Genomic DNA, 17,666 nt, shown 5'->3' on the forward strand with positions numbered 1-17,666 from the left:
CATACCCTTTTATTGTTTATACAAAATCTTTGTTAATCTCGATTCGTATATACCTTAGAATGTATACTTCAAACCAACCTGACCACGCCAGCGGCTGTAGTATGAGCTAGGATACTTGAGAGGCATATCTGATGGGTTAGCGAACTGGAATACACCATCACCCTTGTACGTGATAGGAGAAACAAACTCGCTGTTATAACCACTACTGAAGGTACGGCCCCAATCCTTGTTCAGGAGGTTAGCCACGTTCATGATATCCAAAGTAAGTTCCAAAGCATGTACATACTTACCTGTACGGATGCCAAACTTCTGACCGAAGTGGAAATCGAAATGACTCTCGAATGGCAAGTTATCACCATAACGCTCGAAGTACTCACCACGATGATCCTTCACATAACGAGTAGTAGCAAGCCACTGCTTCAAATTAGCACGCTGCTGCTCAGCAGTATAAGCATCAGTACCCAAGAACTGCATTTGGTCTACCTGCGCATCTGTAGGGATGAAAATCAAGTCATTACTTGTACCATTATCTCCGTTGATATCTCCACTATAAACGAGAGAGTAAGGAGAACCGCTCTGACCCTGGTAGATAAGACCTACAGTAGTGGTAAACAACTTGTTGGTTCCCCAGTTGAAGTGATAGAAAGCAGAAGCCTTCACTGTATGAGGCACATTATAACCACTATTAGCCAACTCTGGGTTGTTTGAGAAGCGATAAGTATGAGTATTACGCCAGTTGCTCTGAGCAACAGATGAGGTCATACTGCTTACAGACTCTGAGTGAGTGAATGTATAAGATGCATTCAGATCAAGACCGAACGCAAAGTGCTTAGCTGCTGACAAAGACAGGCTGTAGCTGTAGCCCTTGCTGGTATTATACATTGCATAGATGTTGGTAAACGACTTAGCATCTGCCACCTTTGTATAAAGAGGACGGTTATCCCAGTTCATGTAAGAGGTCTGTGACAAGGTCTTACCAGACTCCTCATAAGCCAAGTTCTTGTAATAAACATCATTCAGACTCTTGCTGAAGATACCCTCAGCAGTCCAGTCGATACCCAGGAGATTGAAATCGAAACCAAGGTTAACACGCATAGTCTGAGTGAACTTGAAATCCTTGTCAAACACATTGATCAGCTGGCTACCGGTAGCCTTCAGATTATCTGCATTCTGAGTCTGCTTGTTAGGATCCATGATGAGCTGCACAGCAGAATTATTTTTTGCAGAGTAAGAAGATGTCTGCACACCAGTATTCGTAAAGTTGTTGCTCAACCAGACGAAAGGAATACGACCAGTGAATACACCGATACCTCCACGAAGGATATATTTGCGGTTCTTTTCAATATCCCAACGGAAACCTACACGAGGGCTCCACATTGGTGTACTGGCAAGTTTCTGATTGGTCTTGAAACCATATCCCTTACCTGCTGCCCACTCATTGAACTTAGCATTCTCGGCAGGAGTATCAAAGAACAGAGGCATATCCATACGGAGACCATAGGTGAGCTGGAAGCTGTCTGTCACATCCCACTTGTCCTGTACATAAAAGCCCAGCTGAGCTGCGCTAAACTCTGGTGCCCAACGAGGATTACCAGTCACCTCAACATTAGCCTGTGTGAAGTAGAAGTTCTTGATATACTTACCATCACCTCCAAAACCATCGGCTCCACAACCTTTATAATAATTCAGAAAATCGTCAGGAGTATCAAAATAATAGCATCCATAGAGATTCTGAAGGAAGAGGTTAGAGAACTTGTAAAGCTCATTATGTGTACCGAATGTCAGTGTATGATTACCCTTGTACCATGTAAAGTTATCTTCGAGGGTATAAATGTCCTGTTTCAATCCATTAGCCATTGAGGAATATTCATTACCGATATTCATGGTACCATTTCCTACCTTATAGATAGTGATAGATGGTGCAGGCTGACCAGAAGTACGCTCATCACGAACACTAACGTAAGATACACGTGCCTCATTGCTCAGGTTTGGAGAGATGCGGCTCTGCAACTCTGCTGAGAAAGAATGAGTTTTAGATTTGAAATCATACAAGTGGTCGGTAGTATTCAATGTAGCAATACCACCCAGACCAAGCGTCTGCTTAGCATCAACATAACTCCAACGTACAGAGAACTTGTTGAACTCGTTGATATTCCAATCCAACTTCAAACCAGCTTTCTGGCTCTTCACGTTCTTATCCTTATCTGCCCATGAAGTTGCATAATCATACCCCTGACGGTTAGCCAAGTCATAAATCTTAGACATCAAGTCCTTAGCCAAATCCGGATTAAACTTAACATCTGGAGAATCGATGGTATACTGAGTTGGGTACGACTTTTCTGAATTCTCATAGTTTGCGAAGAAGAAGAGTTTGTTTTTGATGATTGGACCACCGAGCGTAAATCCGAACAAAGTTTCCTTCTCATCATCATAAGGCTGAGCATAGGTACCATCCATATTCTTATAATGACGACCTACCAAATCCTGGTTGTTTCCATAGAAATAGCCACTTCCATGGAATTCATTGGTACCGCTCTTGGTTACCGCGTTGATGGCACCACCGGTAAAACCACCCTGACGAACATCGAAAGGAGCGATATTTACCTGAATCTGGTCAATAGTCTCCATAGAAACAGGCTGAGATCCAGCCTGACCGCCATTACTGCCATTAGCAGTAAGACCGAACACGTCGTTATTCATCACACCATCAATCTGGAATGAATTATAACGGTTGTTCATACCGGCAAATGACATAGAACCAGACTGCCCGTTTGTAGTAAGCTGTGGATTCAGGCGAGCCACATCCGCAATACTGTGCGAGATAGAAGGCATATCAGCTATCTGCTGAGCATTGATACTCATGGCCGCACCGGTCTTCGTACCATTCAGACCAGCCTTACCCGAAACAACAACCTCCTGAAGCTGCTTGGCATCTTCCTGAAGAGAGCAAGAGAGATTTTGGCTTTCACCCAAGTTCAGACTGACATTGTTGAAAACCTTGTCCTTATATCCGATATAAGAGATACTTACCTTGTAAGGACCACCTGGACGCATACCCTGAATAGTATAGCGACCATCTACATTTGTTACAGCACGATACACAGTACCAGATGGCTGGTGTGTAGCAGTAACTGTAGCACCAATAACGGTTTCGCCATTGGAAGAAATCTTACCACTAATGCCTGAAGTGGTAATCTGAGCCATTGCAGCGTTCACCGTCAGGATGAACAAAGCCAGAAGTAAATGCAATCTTTTCAGCATACCTTTTTTAAAAAATTAATTAATAATACGGGAGAATAGCCCCCAAATATCTATTACGGGTGCAAAATTAAACAAAAAATTCGATATAAGTGTTACAACAGCATGAAAAAATGTGTTTTATAACATAAAAAAAATCTGCGTTAAGCAAATAACGCAGATTTCCTTTAATTTGTTATTTTATAACGGGGGTTTGCTTATAGTTTTTTCTGAAGGCTAAAAGCGGGGGACTGAGCTTTTATGACAGGCGATGGAATCGTCTGGAACAGAGGCTAGGCTCCCTTACACCTAGCTCTACTTCCTTGCTCTTAACTTACACCTTATTCAAACCTTACTACTTGCTGCTAGAGCGAGGACTAGGTGCCTTACTCCTTTCGCTGCCAGATGCTCATTACCTTGCGTCGGATGGCTACGATGTTCAGGATAGAAACTATCAGGAACAGGAACAGACCCAGGGCGATGGCTGGGAGCATGGTGCCCTCGTCGATATCAGGGAAGAGGGTTTCGATGAAGCCCATGTAGTAATCGCGAAGGAAGAAGAGGATGATCCACGCGATGATAAGTACCACGATGTTCAGCGCGATGGTGAGCACCTGATATGGCTTTGCTACATTGTTCGGACTGTAACCTATCAGAAGAAGATTCTCTAACTTAGAAGAATTCTTCTGAACCAGCAGATAGATGCTGAGCATCAGAATATAGAAGCTCAAAACGGAGATAACCAAACCGATAATCATCACCATCGATACCATCATGCGGAGGAAATAGGTAGTTTTCTCAGCATCCAGCTTGTCTGTCTCTACCTCATAACCATTATCATCCAAGTATTTGGTGATGTTCTCGTCTCCCGGGTTTCCTACCTCTACGATGAGGCGGTTAGGATCGCTCTTCTGGTTTGGAGCGAATTCCTGGTTGCTCCAGTCCATGAATGCCTGTGGAACGAGGATGGTGTTGAGTCGCGAAGAGAAACCGATTACCTTTCCCTTGAACTGCTCTTTCTTGCCACCAGCCTGAATCTGGATATTGAAATCAATCATGCCCATCAGTCCATCGCTGATTTTAGGAAGCGAATGACTCTGGGCGAAACCGAAGTTATACATATTAATATAGGTACGCGGGAGGATGATTGGCACCTCCTGAGTTCCCGGCGTATATTTCCAGTCCTTGAGCGGCACATCAACAAAACCGTCAGGCACACTCTCGAAGAAGAGTTCGCTATTCAGAACGTTCACTCCATTCACTCCCATCTGGGCATCTACCTTATATTCAGTAGAGGTGAATTTTCCTATCTTCTTTACAAACTTCTGGCCTCCGATTTCATCGATTTCAGAACCCGAGAAGGTATTGGAACGGCCGCTGATGGTATTTCCCATACCTATCTTCTTGCTCATGATGAGGTAGTCGGCTTTCATGAAACTGTCTTGCTGAGTGAAGACAGGCAGCACGTCTTTATAAAACTGAAAGCCGAAAAGAACGATGAGCATACCGAAGAGATTGGCGAAGGCAAAGCCCGCAAACTGAGGTATGCTGATATGCTGACGCAATAATTTCCAAACGAGATTCATTTTAAATTTCGAATTTATAATTTATAATTTTCAGTTTATAGCAAACTTGCTATTAACTATAAACTGTCAACTATTAACTTTACTAAAGTTTAAACACGTGCTCGTAGGGCAAGTCCATGTGCTTACCGATACTGGTTACGATGACGCCAGCCCCCTGCTCCTTCGCTTCGGTCATCATGATATCTGCCATGATGCCAGAATTGTTGTCGTCGAGGTGACTGATAGGCTCATCAGCCAGAATGAAGTCGAAAGGCTGACAGAGCGCACGCATCATTGCTACACGCTGCTGCTGTCCGAACGACATTCTGCCGATTTTGGCATCTACCTTATCAGCAATACCGAGCATATCAAACCATTTCTGTATCTGCTCACGCGTCTTGAATCCGGTTATCTTGTTCTTAATTTCTACATTCTCCAAGGCAGTAAGCTCAGGGAAGAGACGGAGTTCCTGAAAGAGATGGCTGATGTGACGCTTGCGCATCTCTACCCAGTCTTTCACCTTGTAGTTGGCGGTAACATCATTGTCGAACATCACGCTTCCGCTGTAGTCGTGACGATAGCCGAGCACATAGCTGCAGAAAGTACTCTTTCCGCTGCCACTCTCTGCCTCGATAAGATAAAGATGACCTTTCTCGAAGGTAACATCCTGCTTCCATATCTCCGAATCCAGGTCGTTGCGCTGGGCAAAAACCTGTGGGAGAACGGAATGAAGCTGAATCTTTTCCACTTTTTTTATGTTTAATGTTTAATCTTTTACCTTTAAAATTAGGACTTTTTTGGGGGACTAGCGATAGAATCGCTAGGAACGGGGGCGCAGAGAGAGAGGGAGGGGTAAGGTTCTTTTTACCCTTTTACCTTTTTACCCTTTTACCTTTAAAGTATAGACCACCGAAGTAAGATTTCCGAAGACTGGGGTAAGCAGACCGGTTACGGTAGAGATGGCATCATCCTTGCCCGAGCCGTCACTACCAGAACTCTTGGCGAGATTGATGACCATTGCCAGTTTCTGACCGACGATGAGCTTCTGAATCTTTGCATCTATCGGATGATTACTTGGTTTCACGGCATATTGCGCCATCAGCTGATCGCTTCCGCTAAAGAACTGCTTGTCATCCGTCACACCGAAATAGAACGAGGTTTTGCCATCGGTATAGAAGTAAGCATTCTTTCCCCAATTGGCTATCTTCGCACCAGCCGGACATGAAGTTTTCCAATAATCAACATCGCCCAACCACTTGGCATGCGACAGTTTTGCAGCCATCGTCATCTGCATATCGTTATCTGTAAGCGAAGGCATCACGATAGCCATATCTCCATCCACACTACGGATGATATTATCCATATCGATGGCCTGGTTGATACCCATCAGGAGGGTCTGAAGGCTGCGGTTGCTCTGCATCATCGGCAGGAACTGCTCGCCCTTTACGTTCATGAAGATACCCGCCAGGGCATCAGCAGGCATCGACTTGACGTAGCTGCCTTTAATCGGACGATAGGTTTGAGCCGCCTTCTTCAGGGCCTCATCTATTTCTTTATTAAAGGAGAAGGTTTCTCCCTTCACCTGCAGAATACCGTCTTTCACGTCCATCTCGGCAGCAATCACTACCTGCGAAGGGTCGGTATCTTTAGGAGTACCAAGGGTAAATGGAGCTACGAACTTCTCCGGCAGCGCCTGAGCCTGAGCCACCATAGCCATAGGCGAAGTGATGTTTTCCAGACGTTCAAACATAGGCGATGCGGTAATACCTTCGTCCTCATCAGCCTTCAGATATTTCACCATCTGCTGCTGGAGCTGGGCCTGCGCATCGGCTACAACCGGTCCCATAACGAGGAGTGCCTGATCAGAAAAGCCTACCAGCCACGAATCTTTCAATACGGAGAAATGAAAGCCTTTTCGCTCCTTCACCTCTGTAGCGATATGCTGTTTGGCAAGCGAAGCAAGCCAGTCTTCTACATCGCCCTCATCGCTCACCTTGGCACAAAGTCCGAGGTTGCCATCAGCACTCTCAAAGAGGAATATCTTCTCTGAGATGTCGATGCCACACTTCGATGCATCCTCAACGTGCAGCAGAGACTTGAGCATTCCCGCCTTGTCTTCATCGCTCTTGCCGGATGCCATCTGCTGCATGTCAACAGAGATGAGCGCAGTACTTTTCTTTGGAATGGCATTGAGATAGTCAGTGCCCGAGCATGAGCTCAGCAATCCCAATACGACAGCCAAGCACATGAACATCAAACTCTTATACAATCTTTTCATCACACTAGTAAATATTATAAAGCTCTTGCCAGATGGCACATGTTGACAGCCACCAATCCTGCTGTTTCCGTACGGAGGCGACTGGTGCCAAGCGAAACACTCTCATATCCGTTTTCCAGGGCCAGTCTCACCTCATCGATAGAGAAATCGCCCTCAGGTCCTACCAGCACGGTGATGTCATCGGCACCCTCCTGGGCTGCTCCGGCAGAATCATCAGCTGGGCATGACTTGGAAATCTCGGCAAAAAAGTCTTTCTTTTCTATCTCCTCATAACAATGACAGATAAACTTTCTGCCATTGCGGGGAGTAGTAATAAAATCTTTAAAGTTCTGCAGTTCGTTGACCACAGGTTTCCAAGCCTTGTGGCTCTGCTTGACGGCAGAAACCACAATCTTGTCTATGCGGTCTATACGGATGACCTTGCGTTCAGAGAACTTGCAGTTGAGGAAAGAGATTTCATCGAAGCCGATTTCCGTAGCCTTCTCTGCCATCCATTCAATGCGGTCCATCATCTTTGTCGGGGCGATGGCCAGGTGAATGTGTCCGCGCCAGGCAGGCTGCTGCGGCATAACCTCCTTCACCTCATAGATGCACCGTTTGTTGGTAGCCAGCGAAACTTCTGCACGGTAGAACACCCCCTTGCCATCCATCAGGAACAATTCGTCCCCCGCCTGGATACGCAAAACCCTGAGTGCATGAGTAGCCTCTTCCTGAGGTAGTTCTGTCTGTGTAGCCGCATCTGGCACATAGAAAAATCTAACTTCTTTCATTTCCTCTTATTGTTACTTTTTCTTCTTATTTTTCTGTTATTCCGTAAGAATATCCTTTAATTATTCACTTTTTTTGCCTTTGCGGCGCTCTATCTCATCACGAATGGCTGAGGCTGTTTCGTAATCTTCTTCATTAATGGCACAATCCAATGCTTTTTCGAGCATCTGGTCTGGCAAAGCCGAAATTGGTACCGCACAAGAAGCCGAACTCATATCATTTTTATTAAAAGGAGTAGAAATTTCCTTTATAACCAGCTCTGTTGTATACATTTCTATATCCGCAGCCACAGACAACAACACAGCCTGGTCAGTCTTGATGCTCATACGTTCATTTGTGATTTTATTCACAAGAGTAGCATATACTCCCCTCTCTGGCGTAGCATCGAATTCGAGATAGAAATCGTCTACATTTTGCCTGTCAAATAGTGTCCAAAGTACAGAGATCACATCATTTTTAAAATCAGAAGTTTTCGAATTACATGCCTTCAGCTGCTCTGCTACATAATCATTAGTCATAATAGACAAAGCTCTTTTTTCGGATTCGTCTACCAAACTAATAATACATGTCCCGGAAGCTTCCGGAATGCCAAAGCAGGCAGCGAGTTTAAGTTTGTACAATATCATTATGTACCCTTTCTTTATTTAAATTTATTTATATTCTTACGTAACATTCTGTTTTTACTCTCGCGTTGAGTATGACCTTTTTCTTCCTTATTTCTGTTCTTTCTTCGGACGGAAGAGGACAGCAAAGGCTACTGCTACCACGAGCGCATAACCGGCAAAGATGAACCAGCAGGTTTTCCAGTCACCCATCAGGTAGCCATCATCTGTCCAGTGGCAGTAATGGTTGATGACCATACCTGCGAGAATGGTTCCGATAGATGCTCCCAGACCATTGGTCATCAGCATGAACAGACCTTGAGCCGATGCTCTTACCTTCACATCACATTTCTGGTCTACAAACAGACCACCCGACACATTGAAGAAGTCGAAGGCTACACCGTAAACGATGCATGAGAGGATGAAGAAGGTAACACCCGGAAATGCAGGATTGCCCAATCCGAAGAAACCGAATCGCAAAACCCATGCCATCATGGCGATGAGCATCACAACCTTGATGCCATAACGCTTCAGGAAGAACGGAATGAGAAGGATGCAGAGCGCCTCGGCTACCTGAGAGATGGATACCAGGAGCGTAGCATTGTTAGCTGCAAAAGTATCGAGCATCGCAGGATCGCCCTTGAAACTGGTAATGAACGGAGTGGCATAGCCATTGGTTACCTGCAGACTCATACCGAGCATGCAAGAGAAGATGAAGAACATCGCCATCTCACGGCTCTTGAAGAGTTTGAAGGCATCGAAACCCCATGTCTCTACCCAGCTCTTTGTCTCTTTCTTCACGATAGGACAGGCTGGCAATGAGAAGCAATAGAGGAAGAGAAGAATGCTGAGCACACCCGATACCAGAAACTGATAATGAGTATACTGGAACTTATGGGCGTTCTCGCTCAACAGGAACGAGAATGAACCGTTGTCCCAGGTAGCACAGTTCACAATCCACATCGTGAGGATGAAGCCCACGGTTCCGAACACACGGATTGGCGGAAAAGCCTTCACGGTGTCGAGCCCGTTGCTCTTCAATATACTGAATGCCGAAGTATTTGACAATGCCAATGTAGGCATATAGAAAGCCACGCTGAAGGTGTAAACGGCAATAAACATTGCCTCATTAGGAGTCTGACTAGCCTGTCCCATAACGAACAGACCTATCATGGCTGCTCCTGCCAAAAGGTGACAATAGCCCAAAAGACGTTGCGGCTGGATATACTTATCTGCCACAATGCCCATCAATGTAGGCATAAAAATAGATACGATTCCCTGTATGGTATAGAACCAGGAAATCTCGGCACCCATCCCAGCCTTGCCGAGATAGTTGCCCATAGACGTGAGATAAGCTCCCCAAACTGCAAACTCCAGGAAGTTCATCACTGCTAGGCGTACTTTCAGATTCATAGTTTAATGTCTTTTTATTATAAAATATTAGCTGCAAAGATACAAATTTTCGGGTAAAAAGCACACGATTTTGAAGATTATCCGCATGAAAGCTAGCATATTTAACAAATTATGTGTATTTTTGCAGCCGATTTCAACAGATATAAGAGAAAAGTAATATAGAAACAACAGATATGTTAGTAAAATTTTTCCTCACGTGCAATAAAATCGGGGCTTTCACGCTAGGCGGAGGCTATGCCATGATACCGATCATGGAACAGGAATTTGTAGACAAGAACAAGTGGATGGACAAGCAGGAGTTCATGGATATCATGGTAGTGGCTCAGACCACTCCGGGCATCTTCGCCATCGACATGGCGAGTCATATCGGCTATAAGCTGAAGGGAGTCTGGGGAGGCATTGTGGGTGCCATTGGCATCGCCCTGCCTTCTATCATCGCCATTCTCATCATCGCCATGTTCTTCCAGCATTTCAAGGACAATTATTGGGTGGGTAAGTTCTTCATGGGTGTGCGCCCTGCCGTGGTAGCACTCATTGCTGCGCCTTGCTTCAAGATGGCAAAGACGGCAAACATCAACCGCTACAACATCTGGATTCCCGTTGTCTGCTGTCTGTTGATTGCAGCTTTCGGCATCTCCCCTATCTACATCATCATCGCAGCCGGTGTGCTGGGCTGGCTCTACGGAAAGGTAAAAAAGTAAAAAAATAAAAAGGTAAAAAATATAGAGATTATGCTATTTCTGAAATTATTTCTGATATTTACCAAGATTGGTACATTTAATTTTGGTGGCGGATATGCGATGCTTTCGCTCATCCATAACGAGACGGTAGTGAAGAACCATTGGCTTACCAATGCTGAGTTTACGGATATTGTGGCTATCAGCCAGTCTACACCGGGACCTATCGGCATCAACTGTGCCACCTACGTAGGTTATACCGCCTGCCTTCACGACGGCTATCCTACCTGGGCAGCCTGTCTGGGTTCGGTATTGGCTTCGCTCTCCATCATGTGGCTGCCTTTCATCATCATGATTCTCATCAGCCGCTATCTGATTACGCACAAGGATTCTAAAATCGTAAAGGATATCTTTGCGGGACTCCGCCCTGCCATCATCGGACTGATAGCTGCTGCCGCCGTTCTCCTGATGAATAAAGAGAACTTCGGATCACCAACCGACAATCCGTTTGTCTTCGGAGCAAGCATCGTGCTGTTTCTGGCTGCTTTCTACTTCACAAAATTCAGAAAGACCAACCCTATCCTGCTGCTTTTCATCTGCGGTATCATCGGAATGGTTATCTTTTAAATATCGCCCTGCGGTCTGAACCAACGGCCTCCAGCCGATGGGAAAGACAAGGGGCTGATGCCTTCAGATAGGGACAAAAAAAAATTGATTGTCTCACGACAACCAATCTTTTATTAACCTTAATAATCTAATACCATGAAAAACACGATGCAAAGGTACAAATAATCTTGTAACCTACAATAGTTTATAGCAAAAAACTTCAAGGATTTAACTCTCCTTAAAAGTTTTTCCATTCCAGTTAAACTTTCTTTGCACTTTTATTGCATTTACAGCCTTCTTATCGTCAGCAGGCACGAAAGGTAAAGCCAAGCGCACTACGAGGCTGTTTTCATGTTGCAGGAGCAGAGCACTCACGATTTTGAGTTCAATTTTCCCCTTGAGTTCATCAAACTTAGCCTCGCTCATCGTATCGGGTTTGGCAACAAGACCGGAAGCCAGTTGCTGCAAAGATTTCCCATCGAAAATCCTGCTGGCATCCTGCTCCTGCCAATCCTGATTAAAGAGATAGAGTTCACTCTCCTTCTCTACTCCGGCAAAAGTCTTCACCACGCAAAGCAGCGAATCGCCGTTAACCGATGGCAGTTTCTTCATCTGCAAAGTAGCGCTCTTACTCGTTCTCAACTGAACGAAATCAGCAGTCAGCGTATCCATCACACTCGTTTCGCCTAAAAGATTCTTCACTTCTGCCTTCACTCCCATCTCCTGCAGCTCAGCAAATTCCAGCCGCAGGTTGTGGTTGAGATAAGGCACAACAGAATCGGGCATCGAAACCAGCAAGTCCTTCATCGACTTGGCTTCCATGCCCATACTTGCCATCATCAGGCAAGCACATAATATATATTTTATCTTCTTCATCACTACAATTCCTTCGACCATTTCTTTCCCCAAGGAGTAAAGAGCCATGCAAGAAAGGCCAATGCTACTATTGAGCAAACGGCGAAAGTTAAAGCCAATGTATTCATTTTTGAAGCTTATATTTTTTAGAGATTCTCTAAGAATTTCTTACCCCATTTCGTATGAAGCCAAAGCGCCATAGCCCCAGCAACGACTGTAATCGTCGCATAAATCATAATTAATCCTTCCATAACACTTATTTTTTTAATATTCTAAAACCAACATATGCCAAAATAGCTGTGGAAGCTAGTCCAAAAGAAAGCAATCCCCAAACCATCGCATCGTCATATTTATCTTTCATAACCATAGACAAGATACATCCTGCAACATTGGTTGTGAAATTAGCCTTAGCTAAATCATAAAAGAACTTACCAAGATTCTCTCGGCTCGTTTTTTCCTTTTCTCTATCTTCTCTTGCAGTCATATTTCTCTATTTTCCGACAAAATTACGGAAAATAAATGTAACTTGCAAATGATTTGCTCATTTTCTTTCGAAATTTAACCTAAAAAAGACGAAAAAGAGGAAAGCGCTTCATTACGAAACACTTTCCTCTAATTATCTAATCATTAATCGTACAATCTTCTTTCAGAAGAGATTTACTCCTCTACAGCAGCCTGCGCCGCAGCAAGTCTGGCGATAGGCACGCGGAATGGAGAGCAAGATGCGTAGTTCATGCCAACCTTAGCGCAGAACTTAACAGATGATGGCTCGCCACCATGCTCACCGCAGATACCTGTGCGGAGGTTAGGACGGGTAGCACGACCATTCTCTACAGCCATCTTGATGAGCTGACCAACACCCTCCTGGTCGAGAACCTGGAATGGGTCAACCTTCAAGATCTTCTTCTCCATGTAGGCAGGGAGGAAGGAAGCGATGTCATCACGAGAGTAACCGAAGGTCATCTGTGTCAAGTCGTTGGTACCGAATGAGAAGTACTGAGCCTCTTCTGCAATCTGACCTGCTGTAAGGGCAGCACGAGGAATCTCAATCATAGTACCAATCTCAAATTCTACCTCTACCCCGTACTCAGCGAATACCTCCTTAGAAGTAGCGAGGATGATAGCCTTCTGCTGCTTGAGCTCCTGAACGGTACCGATGAGCGGAACCATGATTTCAGGACATGGGTTGTAACCCTCCTTCTTCAACTCGCAAGCTGCACCGAGGATGGCACGGGTCTGCATGGCTGTAATCTCTGGGAATGTGATACCGAGACGGCAACCACGATGACCGAGCATTGGGTTGTTCTCTGCCAGAGAGTTTACACGCTTCTGGATTTCCTCTACGCTTACGCCCATCTCCTTAGCCATGGTCTGCTGACCAGCCAAATCGTGAGGTACGAACTCGTGGAGAGGTGGATCGAGCAAGCGGATGTTCACGTGGCAGCCATCCATTGCCTTGAGAATTCCATAGAAGTCAGCCTTCTGATATGGGAGGAGCTTGGCAAGTGCCTTCTCACGACCCTCAACAGAGGCTGCCAGAATCATCTCACGCATAGCTACAATCTTCTGATCATCGAAGAACATGTGCTCTGTACGTGTCAGACCGATACCCTTGGCACCGAATGCACGGGCTACCTCAGCATCGTGTGGAGTATCCGCATTGGTACGGATTTCCATCTTTGTATATTTGTCGCAGAGGTCCATCAGCTCCTTGAAGTCGCCTGAAAGTTCTGCAGCCTTTGTCTCAATCTGTCCTGCGTAAACCTGACCTGTAGTACCGTTCAGAGAGATGTAATCACCCTCCTTGTAAACTACGCCCTCAATCTCTACAGTCTTAGTCTTGTAATCTACGTTGATAGAGCCAGCACCTGATACACAGCACTTACCCATACCACGAGCCACAACGGCAGCGTGAGAAGTCATACCACCACGAGCGGTAAGGATACCCTCGGCAGCTGACATACCAGCGAGGTCTTCAGGAGATGTTTCGATACGAACCATGATCACCTTCTTGCCGTCCTCATGCCACTCCTGAGCATCGTCTGCATGAAATACTATCTGACCGCAGGCAGCACCTGGAGATGCAGGGAGACCCTGTGTGATGACCTTAGCCTTAGAGAGAGCCAGCTTATCGAATACAGGATGCAAAAGTTCATCAAGTTTCTGAGGCTCACAGCGCAGGATAGCAGTCTTCTCATCAATCATACCCTCGTGGAGGAGATCCATGGCAATCTTCACCATAGCAGTACCAGTACGCTTACCATTACGAGTCTGGAGGAACCAGAGTTTGCCTTCCTGTACGGTGAACTCCATATCCTGCATATCGTGATAGTGGTGCTCCAGCTTATCCTGCAGCGCGTCGAGTTCCTTATAGAGTTCAGGCATAGCCTCTTCCATAGAAGGATACTTAGCTACACGCTCCTCTTCAGAGATACCTGCACGCTCAGCCCAGCGCTGAGAACCAATCTTTGTAATCTGCTGTGGAGTACGGATACCAGCTACCACGTCCTCACCCTGTGCATTGATAAGATACTCACCATTGAAGAGATTCTCACCATTACCAGCGTCACGTGAGAAGCAAACACCTGTAGCAGATGTATCGCCCATGTTACCGAATACCATCGCCATGACAGATACGGCAGTACCCCACTCATCAGGAATACCTTCCATCTTGCGGTAGAGGATAGCGCGCTCGTTCATCCAAGAACGGAACACAGCGCAGATAGCGCCCCAAAGCTGATCGATTGGGTTGGTAGGGAAATCCTGACCGGTCTGCTCCTTGATGGCAGCCTTGAAGAGTTCAACGAGTTTCTTGAGCGACTCTACAGAGAGGTCCTTGTCAAGTGTAACGCCCTGCTCTTCCTTCACCTTTTCGATGATGGCCTCGAATGGGTCAATATCTTCCTTGTTTACAGGCTTCAATCCCATAACGACGTCACCGTACATCTGTACGAAACGGCGATATGAATCGTATACGAAATGAGGGTTACCGGTCTTCTTGACCAATCCCTCAGCTACTTCGTCATTCAAACCGAGGTTGAGGATGGTATCCATCATACCAGGCATAGATGCGCGTGCACCCGAACGTACTGATACGAGGAGTGGATTCTCTACAGAACCGAACTTGCTGTTCATCAATGCCTCAGTATGAGCCACTGCAGCCATCACTTCGTCCTGAAGAAGTTCTTTGATTTTTTCCTCACCCACTTCATAATATTCATTACAAGTGTCTGTAGTAATGGTGAAACCTGGAGGAACTGGTACACCAATCAGGTTCATTTCGGCAAGGTTCGCGCCTTTACCACCAAGTACTTCTCGCATTTGGGCATTGCCTTCTGCTTTTCCGTTTCCGAATGTATAAACTCTTTTTTCGTTCATAATTGTTATAGGTATATGTTTTATTTCGTTTTACGTTGCTAATTATTATTTGTAATGCAAAGATACGATTTTTATTTGATACTACCAAACTTTTATACGCTTTTTTGCTATCCCGAGATTACATTTTATACTGTTGACGCACACACGGGCAGAAAATTAACAATCCCGTATACGATAGAAAGATATTTGACGAATTTGAAAGTGAGTCTCTCGGGATTGCAGCCTGCATTCTGATGTTTTTTACCTCCCTGCCGATGCGCCCGAAACTGCGTCACGACGTAGCGATGGCTACGTCCCGACGCAGTGCCAGACACGTCGCGATGTAGCAACGGCTGTGTCGGGACGCAATTTAAAGGTAAAAGGATAAAAAGGTAAAAAAGGATTTTAAAGGTAAAAGGATTGTGAGGCGATAACAAAAGTAACAGGTGACCTTTGATATAAAAATGTGAATGTGAATGTGAATTTGAAATGTAAGTGAAGAAAAAAGAATGCATGTAATGACATTAATATCATTTAATTCATATTTAATAAGGTACGCGCGTACGTACAATTAAAATATATACTATCAAAAATCATCAATAAACAGCCTTGACAAAAGGATACACATGACAGTCCGTTTTCTTCACTTACATTTCAAATTCACATTCACATTCACATTTCATCTCTTTACAACCACCGAATATTACCTGTTACTTTTGTTATCGCCTCACAATCTTTTTACTTTTTGACCTTTAACCGCCTTTTTAACTTTACTCGCAAATAATTCGGGACAACTCTTGCATTTCTCATAAAATTGCAGTATCTTTGCACCCATAAAAAAATACAAAACATTATTATGGCAAGAAAACGTAAACCATTACCTCTGTTAGAGAACATCACCATCGAGGCAGTAGCAGCCGAGGGTAAGTGCATCACACGCGTAGATGAACAGGTCATCTTCGTACCTTTCTGTGTGCCAGGAGATGTTGTCGACTTGCAGGTAGTAAAGAAGAAACATAAGTATTGCGAAGCCAAGGTGGTTCGCTTCATCAAGAAGAGCGAGGTGCGACAGGAGCCTATGTGCGAGCACTTCGGCATCTGCGGCGGATGCAAATGGCAGAACCTGCCTTACGAAGAGCAGATAAAGGCGAAGCAGAAGCAGGTGGAAGACCAGCTCACCCGCATCGGAAAGATTGAACTCCCTGAGTTCCGCCCTATCATGGGCAGCGTGAAGACCCAGGAGTACCGCAACAAGATAGAGTTCGGATGCAGCAACAAGCGTTGGTTCACCGCCGAGGAACTGGCTCAGCTCCCTCAGAAAGAGGATGATACCGTAACATCGCTCAAGGAGCGCCACGCCCAGAACGCCATCGGTTTCCATATCACCGGAGCCTTCGACAAGATTTATCCTATCAAGAAGTGCTGGCTGATGGATGACCTCTGCAACGAGATTCGCAACTTCGTATTCGAATATGCTGATTCTCACAACTATACCTTCTACGACCTGCGTGAGCAGAACGGTTTGCTCCGCAACATGATGATCCGTAATTCGAACACCGGAGAGTGGATGCTCGTCTTCCAGTTCCACTACGATGAGGAGGGCGATGAGCAGAGAGCATTGGAGCTGATGCAGCAGGTGGCTGACAAGTTCCCTCAGATTACATCGCTCATGTACGTGGACAACCAGAAGGGAAACGATACCATCAACGACCTGGAACTCAGCCTCTTCAAGGGCAACGACCATATCTACGAACTGATGGAAGACCTGAAGTTCAAGGTGGGACCTAAGAGTTTCTACCAGACCAATACCGAGCAGGCTTACCACCTCTACTGCGTGGCTCGCGAGTTTGCCAACCTTACCGGAGATGAGCTGGTTTACGACCTCTATACCGGAACCGGAACCATCGCCAACTTCGTGGCTCACAAGGCAAAGAAGGTAATCGGTATCGAGTACGTGCCAGAGGCCATAGAGGATGCCAAGGTGAATTCTCAGGTAAACAACATCGAGAACACCCTCTTCTATGCAGGCGACATGAAGGATATCCTGACCAACGATTTCATCGCACAGCACGGTCGTCCTGATGTCATCATTACCGACCCTCCACGTGCCGGAATGCACCCAGACGTAATAAACGTCATCCTGAATGCAGCACCAAAGCGCATCGTATACGTAAGCTGCAACCCGGCAACCCAGGCTCGCGACCTGCAGCTGATGGATGCGGAGTATAAGGTAGCTGCCGTACAGCCGGTGGATATGTTCCCTCATACCCCTCACGTAGAGAACGTGGTATTGCTCGAAAAGAGATAA

The 17,666-nt window shown here is 45.5% G+C and carries 13 protein-coding genes; 3 read left to right on the forward strand and 10 right to left on the reverse strand.

Going from position 1 to position 17,666, the window contains the following annotated elements; translation table 11 throughout:
* Positions 1-54: 54 nt before the first annotated feature.
* From DWV53_RS01555 to DWV53_RS01585, 7 genes are all read right to left on the reverse strand, one after another.
* Positions 55-3,261 carry a TonB-dependent receptor gene (locus tag DWV53_RS01555; protein WP_118151185.1) on the reverse strand — a complete coding sequence of 1,069 codons (3,207 nt, stop codon included), beginning with the start codon at positions 3,259-3,261 and terminating at the stop codon, positions 55-57.
* Positions 3,262-3,623: 362 nt separating this feature from the next.
* Positions 3,624-4,823 carry an ABC transporter permease gene (locus DWV53_RS01560; RefSeq protein ID WP_118151187.1) on the reverse strand — a complete coding sequence of 400 codons (1,200 nt, stop codon included), beginning with the start codon at positions 4,821-4,823 and terminating at the stop codon, positions 3,624-3,626.
* An 82-nt stretch (positions 4,824-4,905) separates the two neighbouring features.
* The gene (locus DWV53_RS01565; protein ID WP_118151189.1) at positions 4,906-5,550 is read right to left on the reverse strand and encodes an ATP-binding cassette domain-containing protein; all 645 of its coding nucleotides are present in this window, start codon (positions 5,548-5,550) and stop codon (positions 4,906-4,908) included.
* A gap of 132 nt (positions 5,551-5,682) precedes the next feature.
* Positions 5,683-7,080, reverse strand: coding sequence for a DUF4836 family protein (locus DWV53_RS01570; protein WP_118151191.1), 1,398 nt, complete (start codon positions 7,078-7,080; stop codon positions 5,683-5,685).
* A gap of 14 nt (positions 7,081-7,094) precedes the next feature.
* On the reverse strand, positions 7,095-7,850 hold the full coding sequence (locus DWV53_RS01575) for a 16S rRNA (uracil(1498)-N(3))-methyltransferase (protein ID WP_118139601.1): 756 nt from the start codon (positions 7,848-7,850) through the stop codon (positions 7,095-7,097).
* 60 nt (positions 7,851-7,910) lie between these two features.
* A complete protein-coding gene (locus tag DWV53_RS01580) occupies positions 7,911-8,474 on the reverse strand; it encodes a UvrB/UvrC motif-containing protein (protein WP_118151193.1) in 564 nt (187 codons plus the stop codon).
* A gap of 87 nt (positions 8,475-8,561) precedes the next feature.
* Positions 8,562-9,863: an MFS transporter gene (locus DWV53_RS01585; RefSeq protein WP_118151195.1), complete on the reverse strand. Its 1,302-nt coding sequence runs from the start codon at positions 9,861-9,863 to the stop codon at positions 8,562-8,564.
* A 173-nt stretch (positions 9,864-10,036) separates the two neighbouring features.
* On the opposite strand from DWV53_RS01585, the gene DWV53_RS01590 reads away from it, so the two are divergent.
* The gene (locus tag DWV53_RS01590; RefSeq protein WP_118079787.1) at positions 10,037-10,564 is read left to right on the forward strand and encodes a chromate transporter; all 528 of its coding nucleotides are present in this window, start codon (positions 10,037-10,039) and stop codon (positions 10,562-10,564) included.
* Between the two features lie 30 nt (positions 10,565-10,594).
* A complete protein-coding gene (locus tag DWV53_RS01595) occupies positions 10,595-11,167 on the forward strand; it encodes a chromate transporter (protein ID WP_022121159.1) in 573 nt (190 codons plus the stop codon).
* Between the two features lie 207 nt (positions 11,168-11,374).
* Here the strand turns inward: DWV53_RS01595 and DWV53_RS01600 are convergent, their stop codons facing one another.
* The 3 genes from DWV53_RS01600 to ppdK form a co-directional block, all read right to left on the reverse strand.
* Positions 11,375-12,043: a DUF3256 family protein gene (locus DWV53_RS01600; RefSeq protein WP_181992379.1), complete on the reverse strand. Its 669-nt coding sequence runs from the start codon at positions 12,041-12,043 to the stop codon at positions 11,375-11,377.
* 214 nt (positions 12,044-12,257) lie between these two features.
* Entirely contained in the window at positions 12,258-12,485 is a 228-nt protein-coding gene (locus tag DWV53_RS01605; RefSeq protein ID WP_118151199.1) for a hypothetical protein, read from the reverse strand.
* 173 nt (positions 12,486-12,658) lie between these two features.
* The gene (ppdK, locus tag DWV53_RS01610; RefSeq protein WP_118151201.1) at positions 12,659-15,379 is read right to left on the reverse strand and encodes a pyruvate, phosphate dikinase; all 2,721 of its coding nucleotides are present in this window, start codon (positions 15,377-15,379) and stop codon (positions 12,659-12,661) included.
* Positions 15,380-16,214: 835 nt separating this feature from the next.
* Between ppdK and rlmD the strand changes: the two genes are divergently transcribed.
* Entirely contained in the window at positions 16,215-17,666 is a 1,452-nt protein-coding gene (gene rlmD, locus DWV53_RS01615) for a 23S rRNA (uracil(1939)-C(5))-methyltransferase RlmD (RefSeq protein ID WP_118151203.1), read from the forward strand.

This window comes from Segatella copri, assembly GCF_003465495.1.
In the GTDB taxonomy this organism is placed as follows: Bacteria; Bacteroidota; Bacteroidia; order Bacteroidales; family Bacteroidaceae; genus Prevotella; species Prevotella copri_G.

Excerpts from the sequence above, each read along its gene's own strand:
- DWV53_RS01555 (WP_118151185.1), bottom strand. The coding sequence starts at position 3,261 with ATGCTGAAAAGATTGCATTTACTTCTGGCTTTGTTCATCCTGACGGTG.
- DWV53_RS01560 (WP_118151187.1), bottom strand. The coding sequence starts at position 4,823 with ATGAATCTCGTTTGGAAATTATTGCGTCAGCATATCAGCATACCTCAG.
- DWV53_RS01570 (WP_118151191.1), bottom strand. The coding sequence starts at position 7,080 with ATGAAAAGATTGTATAAGAGTTTGATGTTCATGTGCTTGGCTGTCGTA.
- DWV53_RS01575 (WP_118139601.1), bottom strand. The coding sequence starts at position 7,850 with ATGAAAGAAGTTAGATTTTTCTATGTGCCAGATGCGGCTACACAGACA.
- DWV53_RS01580 (WP_118151193.1), bottom strand. The coding sequence starts at position 8,474 with ATGATATTGTACAAACTTAAACTCGCTGCCTGCTTTGGCATTCCGGAA.
- DWV53_RS01585 (WP_118151195.1), bottom strand. The coding sequence starts at position 9,863 with ATGAATCTGAAAGTACGCCTAGCAGTGATGAACTTCCTGGAGTTTGCA.
- DWV53_RS01590 (WP_118079787.1), top strand. The coding sequence starts at position 10,037 with ATGTTAGTAAAATTTTTCCTCACGTGCAATAAAATCGGGGCTTTCACG.
- DWV53_RS01595 (WP_022121159.1), top strand. The coding sequence starts at position 10,595 with ATGCTATTTCTGAAATTATTTCTGATATTTACCAAGATTGGTACATTT.
- DWV53_RS01600 (WP_181992379.1), bottom strand. The coding sequence starts at position 12,043 with ATGGTCGAAGGAATTGTAGTGATGAAGAAGATAAAATATATATTATGT.
- DWV53_RS01605 (WP_118151199.1), bottom strand. The coding sequence starts at position 12,485 with ATGACTGCAAGAGAAGATAGAGAAAAGGAAAAAACGAGCCGAGAGAAT.
- ppdK (WP_118151201.1), bottom strand. The coding sequence starts at position 15,379 with ATGAACGAAAAAAGAGTTTATACATTCGGAAACGGAAAAGCAGAAGGC.
- rlmD (WP_118151203.1), top strand. The coding sequence starts at position 16,215 with ATGGCAAGAAAACGTAAACCATTACCTCTGTTAGAGAACATCACCATC.